Raw genomic sequence first — 6,412 nt, forward strand, 5'->3', positions numbered from 1 at the left:
CCTTTCCATAAGGGTTGTCTTACCCGAACCACTTCGGCCGATTATGGATATGATGGGTATGGGATTTCTCATTTTATATCGCTCATATTATCGTTAAGTGTAGCAGAGATCTGAGAGGTCAGAAGCGCTTATTTCTCAAGGCGAAAAGGAACGAGGAACTAGGAGCGAGGAACGAGGATTTTTATCTCCTCGTTCCTAGTTCCTCTCTCCTCGTTCTTCCCCATGGATAACTGCTACACTCAAAGGAAATTTGAGCGTTTTATATAATTCCCGATAAGCAGAGAGAGCTTACGTTTGGTTTCGTATGGGATGGCGTCCGGTCGAGTTGCTATCGCCTTTTCCAGCGCTCTGGAACAGTCACAACCGGTTCTCTCCTCGGGTATAAGCGCTACGGCTCTTTTGACGACCGTCTTGGCGTGTTCCACGTTGGCGAGCAGGTTCGAGAGTATCATCTCCGCCGTGACCTCCTCATGTTCAGGGTGCCAGCAATCGTAATCGGTCACGCAGGCCAATGTGGCATAGCACATCTCGGCCTCTCTGGCGAGCTTCGCCTCCGGTATGGCGGTCATACCTATGACGTCGAAACCCAGCTTTCTGTAAACCTCAGATTCAGCTCTCGTGGAAAACTGCGGCCCCTCTATGCAGATGTAAGTTCCCCCGTCGTGCACCGTGACGCCATGCTCTTTTGCGCTTTGAACCAGTATCCCGCGCAGGACGGGGCAGAAGGGGTCGGCCATGGCCACGTGGACCGCCATCCCCTCCCCGAAGAAGGTGCTTTTCCTGCCCTTGGTGTTGTCAAATATCTGATCGGGAACGACGAAATCGCGGGGCTTGATCTCCTCCCTGAGGCTGCCGACGGCGCTGACGGATATGAGCCATTCGACCCCCAGGCTTTTAAGGGCGTAGATGTTGGCTCTGACGTTCAGCTCAGAGGGAAGTATCCTGTGCCCCCTGCCGTGGCGGGGCAGAAAGGCCACCTTTTTCCCCTCCAGCGTGCCGATGACTATCCTATCGCTCGGTTTGCCGAATGGGGTATCGAGATCGATCTCCTCTATATCGGTTAACCCCTCCATCTCATAAAAACCGCTGCCGCCGATCACACCTATTTTGACCTTCATCTTACCTCCCCATATGTTCTGTATTTTCCTGACCTTTCTCAGCCTGCGGCAGAGGCCGCGAAGATACCATCTGATTATAATTGAAACCAAGCTGAGCTTCAATTTTCAGAACATCCTTTCTCCTGTGCTCCGTGTATCATACCCCCCCAGAGCTTCAACCCGACGCTTAAACTCCTCCGACCGTATGGTCTCGATCATCCTGGATATAAGCCGGTCCTCAAGGTAACGCTCCGGTATGGCCAGATCGTATCTCTCCTCAGCGACGGGGATAAAATCCAGATCCAATGCCTTTGCGGCGGCCGATATGCCCAATCCCACATCGGCCACGCCGTCCTTCACGGCGGCCGCCACCGCCAGATGGGTGAAAAGCTCGTTTTCATATCCGTCGATCTCATCGGGGGAGATACCGATTTTCCTTAGCTCGTAATCCAGAAGCACCCTTGTTCCCGACCCTGGCTGGCGGTTGACGAACCTCACGTCCTTTCGGGTCAGATCCTTAAAGGACTTAATCCCCTTCGGGTTTCCCCTGCGGACGATGAGCCCCTGTTGCCTGTAGACGAGGTTGATCAGGGCGATTCCACCATCGGGGAAGAGCCTTCGGATATAGCTGACGTTATACTCTCCCGTTTCCTCGTCGAGGAGGTGTGTCCCGGCGGCATGACATTCACCCCTGCGCAGGGCAACCAGACCTGCAAGACTTCCCACGTGGGCCGAGGAGACGGAGACCTCGGGCCACCGCCGCCTCATCTCATCGCCTATCAGATCGAGGGTCATATCATGGCTGCCCACAATGGAGATGGTGTTCTCTATCTCCTCCATCCCCCTCAACAGCTCCACCTCCATCTCCTCTCCCTGCTCGATCCCCTCGAGCTGAGACGGTATCCTGATGATCCCGTCAGCCCTGACGAGGGATGATATGACACCGGCCCCCCGTGCGATCGGGACGAGCACAAGCTTGGAACCTACCTTCCCCAGCTTAACCCTTATGAACTCCTCCATGCCGGCCCTCGATGCTATCCTCCTGCCTGCTCGCGCACGGACGATCCGCCTCCCGCTCGGCGCTATGCCGAGCATTCTGGAGATAAGGGGTTTGGCGAACAGGTCGAAGGCCACATAGGCTGAGACCGGATATCCCGGCACCCCGATCACAGGTCTATCCTGCACCACTCCCAGCGCCACCGGCTTTCCCGGCATGATATCCACCCCGTGCACCAGAAGCTCGCCTAGATCGGATATAACCTTTGGCACGTAATCCTCCCTGCCGGCAGATGAACCGGCGTTGACTGCCACAAGGTCGAACTCCCCCACCGCTTTGAGAATCGCCTCCTTTATGGCGTCGGGATCGTCCGGGACGGGTTTAAATCTGACCAGTTCACCGCCCCACTCCTCTATCATGCCGGCAAGCATGTAGGAGTTCGTCTCGATCACCTTTCCGTAGAGCTCCTCAGTGCTCAGCTCCTCCTCTGCCGAGACCAACTCATCTCCCGTGGGAATAAGCGCCACGCGAGGTTTGGCCCTCACGGTGAGGGATCGCACGCCACAGGAGAGCATCGCTGAGACGTCCACAGGGCGGATCTTATGTCCTCTGGGCAGGATCATCTCGGTAGCTACCACATCTTCGCCAGCCATCCTGACGTGTTGCCACGGCCTTGCGGCCGATCTCAGCTCAACCCATCCTCCTTCAAGTTCCCTTATCTCCTCAGCCATCACCACGGCATCATCCCCTTCGGGGATCGGATCGCCGGTGTCGATCTGATGGTATCCCTCGGGCGGAACTCTGACCGGGTTCGCGTCCGAAGCCCCGAAGGTATCGGATGCCCTCAACGAGATGCCGTCCATCGCGGCACAGTGATATGGCGGAGAGGATATGACGGCGTATACCGGCTCCGCCGTAATCCTGCCGAGGGATTGCCAGGTAGGAATCGACTCGGGGGGAGAGAGATGAGAACATGCGGGATGGTTCAGGAGGATCTCCAGCGCCTCATCAAGCGGTTTTCTGGCGAGATATCTCTTCCTCATATCCTGATCACCTCCACCTTCTCACCGGGCTCCAGCCCTTCGACGCCCATCGGGATTCGGATCAATCCATCGGCTCGGGTGAGGATGGAGATCGTGCCGGACGAGCCGATCAGCGGCAGAGCTAGAATCTCCCCTCCCTCTCCCTCCTCAAGTTGAACTGGGATGTAGTTTTCACGGCCCGGATCGGCTGGGCAGTTGGACTTCAGGATCGCCTCCGCTCGGCTGAGCTTCTCCGCCGTGCGCTCCCGCCTCCCCGAAAGCCGGGCTATAGCCCGTTTGACGAACAGAGCGAAACATATGATGGCCGAGACGGGATTGCCGGGGATGCCGAATATGATTTTATCACCGGCCGTGGCGATGATCACGGGTTTCCCGGGACGAATGGACACGCCGTGGACGTGAACCTTAGAGTCAGGCAGGGAATCTATCACATCGAGCGTCACATCCCGCGCGCCTACCGAACTGCCGCCGGATATCAGAACCATATCGGATCGACACAGCGCCTTTTGAAGCGCATCCTCTAGCTCATGGAAGAGATCACGGACGATCGGGAAGTTAACCGGCTCGGCTCCCTCCAAGCGACATAAGGCGGCGAGCGAATAGGAGTTCATATCCCTGATCTGTCCGAGGCGAATATCCGCATCGGGAGGAACGATCTCGTCCCCGGTGGGGATGATGGCCACAACTGGACGGCGGTAGACGGAGATCGAGGTTATCCCTGCTCCCGCAAGTGCGGCGATATCCTGCGGCCGAACCTTCTTACCCTTTGGGAGCAATATCTCGCCCTTCTTGACGTCATCGCCGCGCCTGGTGACGTTCTCCCACGGCGAGACCGGCCTGATGACTTCCACCATGTTTCCACTGATCAAATCGGTATGCTCTAACATGACCACGGCGTCCGCTCCTTTCGGTAGCATCCCCCCTGTCGAGATCCTGACCGCCTCACCTTTTGAGAGCGTAATCCTGGGTTCCTCGCCCATTTTTACCTCGCCGATCAGCTTCAGATAGGCGGGCAGCCCAGGTGAGGCGCCGAAGGTATCCTCGGCGATGACCGCATATCCGTCCATCGTGCTTCGATCAAAAGGCGGCAGATCGATAGGGGAAAGCACATCTTCGGCGGATATCCGCCCGGTCATTTCATACAAACCCACCGGCTCAATGTCGACCGGACGAGTTATCCTATCAATCCTTTCAATCGCCTCGTCGGGGGAGACAAGATCGAAGAAAAGCATACGTGCAACCTTCATCGGAGATCAATCAAGCATTCTTGAGTATATCAGATCGAACTCTGAATTGCAAGTATCAGGCCCAAGCTAGGTATATGAGAAATTCATTAGGAGTCAGGCTCAAAAGCGCCACCCTAATTTATTTATGATATGAACCATCCCCTGATAAGCTTGACGGAGGTCTCCGAGAGGGGTAAAATAGGAAAGCAAGGGAGTATTTTCCCCTCTAAAGGTTGGGATATTATGGCTAATGGGATTAGAGCGAAATTGATTTTCGGCTTCATAGCGGTAACCTCTGTGATGTTCCTGAGCGTCGTCGGCCTTCTGAGCCTGATAAACCTCGAGGTTAACCAGGCTATCCCATTGATCTTCGCCCTCGCAGCGACAAGTTCGATCGCCGTCCGGAGAGGTATCTCCCGCCGCTCAAAGGGTTCGGAAAGAAAAGTAAGGCCGCCGGAGACCTTTGAAACCTCGCGTCTGCGACTCCGTCCCCCGAAGATGGGCGACGCGGAGGAGATATTCCTGGGCTATGCGAGCGATCCGAAGGTGACAAGATATCTCACGTGGCGTCCCCATTCGGATATCAACGTGACGAGGGAGTTTCTGGAGCGCTGTATCAGGGAGTGGGAGAGGGGAAATTCCTTTTCATGGGTGATCGAGCTCAAGGATAACGGGAAGCTCATCGGCATGGTCGAGCTTACTATCAACGCGCATCGGGCATCCCTGGGATACGTGCTGGCGCGGCCATATTGGAGCCAGGGCTATGCCGCTGAGGCAGCCGGTGAGGTGGTCAACTGGGCGATTAAACATCCTCATATCTACAGGGTATGGGCAGTATGTGATGTGGAAAACGTCGCATCCGCTCGGGTTTTGGAGAAGATCGGCATGCGACGGGAGGGTATACTCCGTCGCTTCATCCTCCACCCGAATATCGATGAGGAACCGAGGGATTGTTACTGTTATTCGAAGGTGAAGGGCCGATAAGCCCGAAGGTCACTCCAGGATCACCTCATCTCCAAACTTCGGCACCGAGACCTTCCATCCTTTCCTTTCCCTCACAAATTGGGCGAAGCTATGGGCCGATTCAGGTTCGCCGTGTGTGACGAAAAGATGTCTGGGCATCCCCTTCAACCCGGAAAGCCATTTGAAAAGCTCGTCTCTATCGGCATGCCCGGAAAATCCGTTTATCTGGACGATTCTGGCCCTGACAGGATGTATCCGCCCCAAGATCCTCACTTCCCTAGCGCCGTCCACGATCTGTCTGCCGAGTGTCCCCACCGCCTGGTATCCGACGAAGAGGATGGTGCTTTCCGGTCTGGAGATGTTGCTGACCAGATGATGCTTTATCCTGCCGCCCGTGCACATGCCTGAGCCGGCTATGATGATGACCGTTCCCCTTATGTGGTTTATCGCCTTCGACTCCTCGACCTTCCTCGTCATCTTCAATCCTGGGAAATCGAAGGGGGATTCCCTGCGACGTATCAGCTCGATCATCTCCTCGTCGAAGAGCTCAGGATGATGCTCGAACACCTCCGTCACGCTTATCGCCATAGGGCTATCCACGAACGCCATGAGGTGAGGGATCCTGTCCTGCAGGAGGAGTTCGTTGAGGTGATATAACACCTCCTGTGCCCTTTCGATGGCGAAGCTCGGTATAACCACGTTTCCCCCCGCCTTCCACGTGCTGGTTCACCCCCAGTTTGAGAGAGGGATGAAGAAAGCAACCATAGAGCGGGAAACAGACAAAAGAGGGAGATCAAAATCCTGAGAAACTCTTGACTGACAAGGAGGAAAAGATAAAATACCTCCCTGACAGGACAACTTGGCAAGCGATGCGGTAAAATGTCAAGGGCAAAATAAAGGCCAGCTCTTTGACAATTTCAGGACACACTAAACTTGAGCTATCCTGAGAGGCCTTGACAGGATAGACCAAAAGATTAGCTATGAACCTTTTACCCTTTACACCTCCTGGGCTGATAAGGCTGATTGTCAGTCAGCAGCCTGACGATAAGCCGAATCAGCTTGCGAGCGGTCAACACTATCGCTCGC

The 6,412-nt window shown here is 55.4% G+C and carries 4 protein-coding genes and 1 pseudogene; 1 reads left to right on the top strand and 4 read right to left on the bottom strand.

The window, feature by feature from the left end:
* Positions 1–239: 239 nt before the first annotated feature.
* The 3 genes from mtnP to J7M22_17225 form a co-directional block, all read right to left on the bottom strand.
* Positions 240–1,118: an S-methyl-5'-thioadenosine phosphorylase gene (gene mtnP / locus J7M22_17215; GenBank protein MCD6508346.1), complete on the bottom strand. Its 879-nt coding sequence runs from the start codon at positions 1,116–1,118 to the stop codon at positions 240–242.
* A gap of 105 nt (positions 1,119–1,223) precedes the next feature.
* Complete coding sequence (locus tag J7M22_17220; GenBank protein ID MCD6508347.1) at positions 1,224–3,137, bottom strand: molybdopterin biosynthesis protein; 1,914 nt, start codon at positions 3,135–3,137, stop codon at positions 1,224–1,226.
* Positions 3,134–4,369, bottom strand: a complete 1,236-nt coding sequence (locus J7M22_17225; protein MCD6508348.1) for a molybdopterin molybdotransferase MoeA — start codon at positions 4,367–4,369, stop codon at positions 3,134–3,136. Before J7M22_17225 ends, J7M22_17220 begins: the two co-directional genes overlap by 4 nt.
* A 294-nt stretch (positions 4,370–4,663) precedes the next feature.
* Between J7M22_17225 and J7M22_17230 the strand changes: the two genes are divergently transcribed.
* The gene (locus J7M22_17230) at positions 4,664–5,347 is read left to right on the top strand and encodes a GNAT family N-acetyltransferase (GenBank protein MCD6508349.1); all 684 of its coding nucleotides are present in this window, start codon (positions 4,664–4,666) and stop codon (positions 5,345–5,347) included.
* A gap of 9 nt (positions 5,348–5,356) precedes the next feature.
* On the opposite strand, the pseudogene J7M22_17235 reads toward J7M22_17230, so the two are convergent.
* Positions 5,357–6,046: pseudogene (locus J7M22_17235) on the bottom strand (MBL fold metallo-hydrolase).
* Between the last annotated feature and the right edge of the window lie 366 nt (positions 6,047–6,412).

Source organism: Candidatus Poribacteria bacterium (assembly GCA_021162805.1).
GTDB lineage: Bacteria > Poribacteria > WGA-4E > B28-G17 > B28-G17 > JAGGXZ01.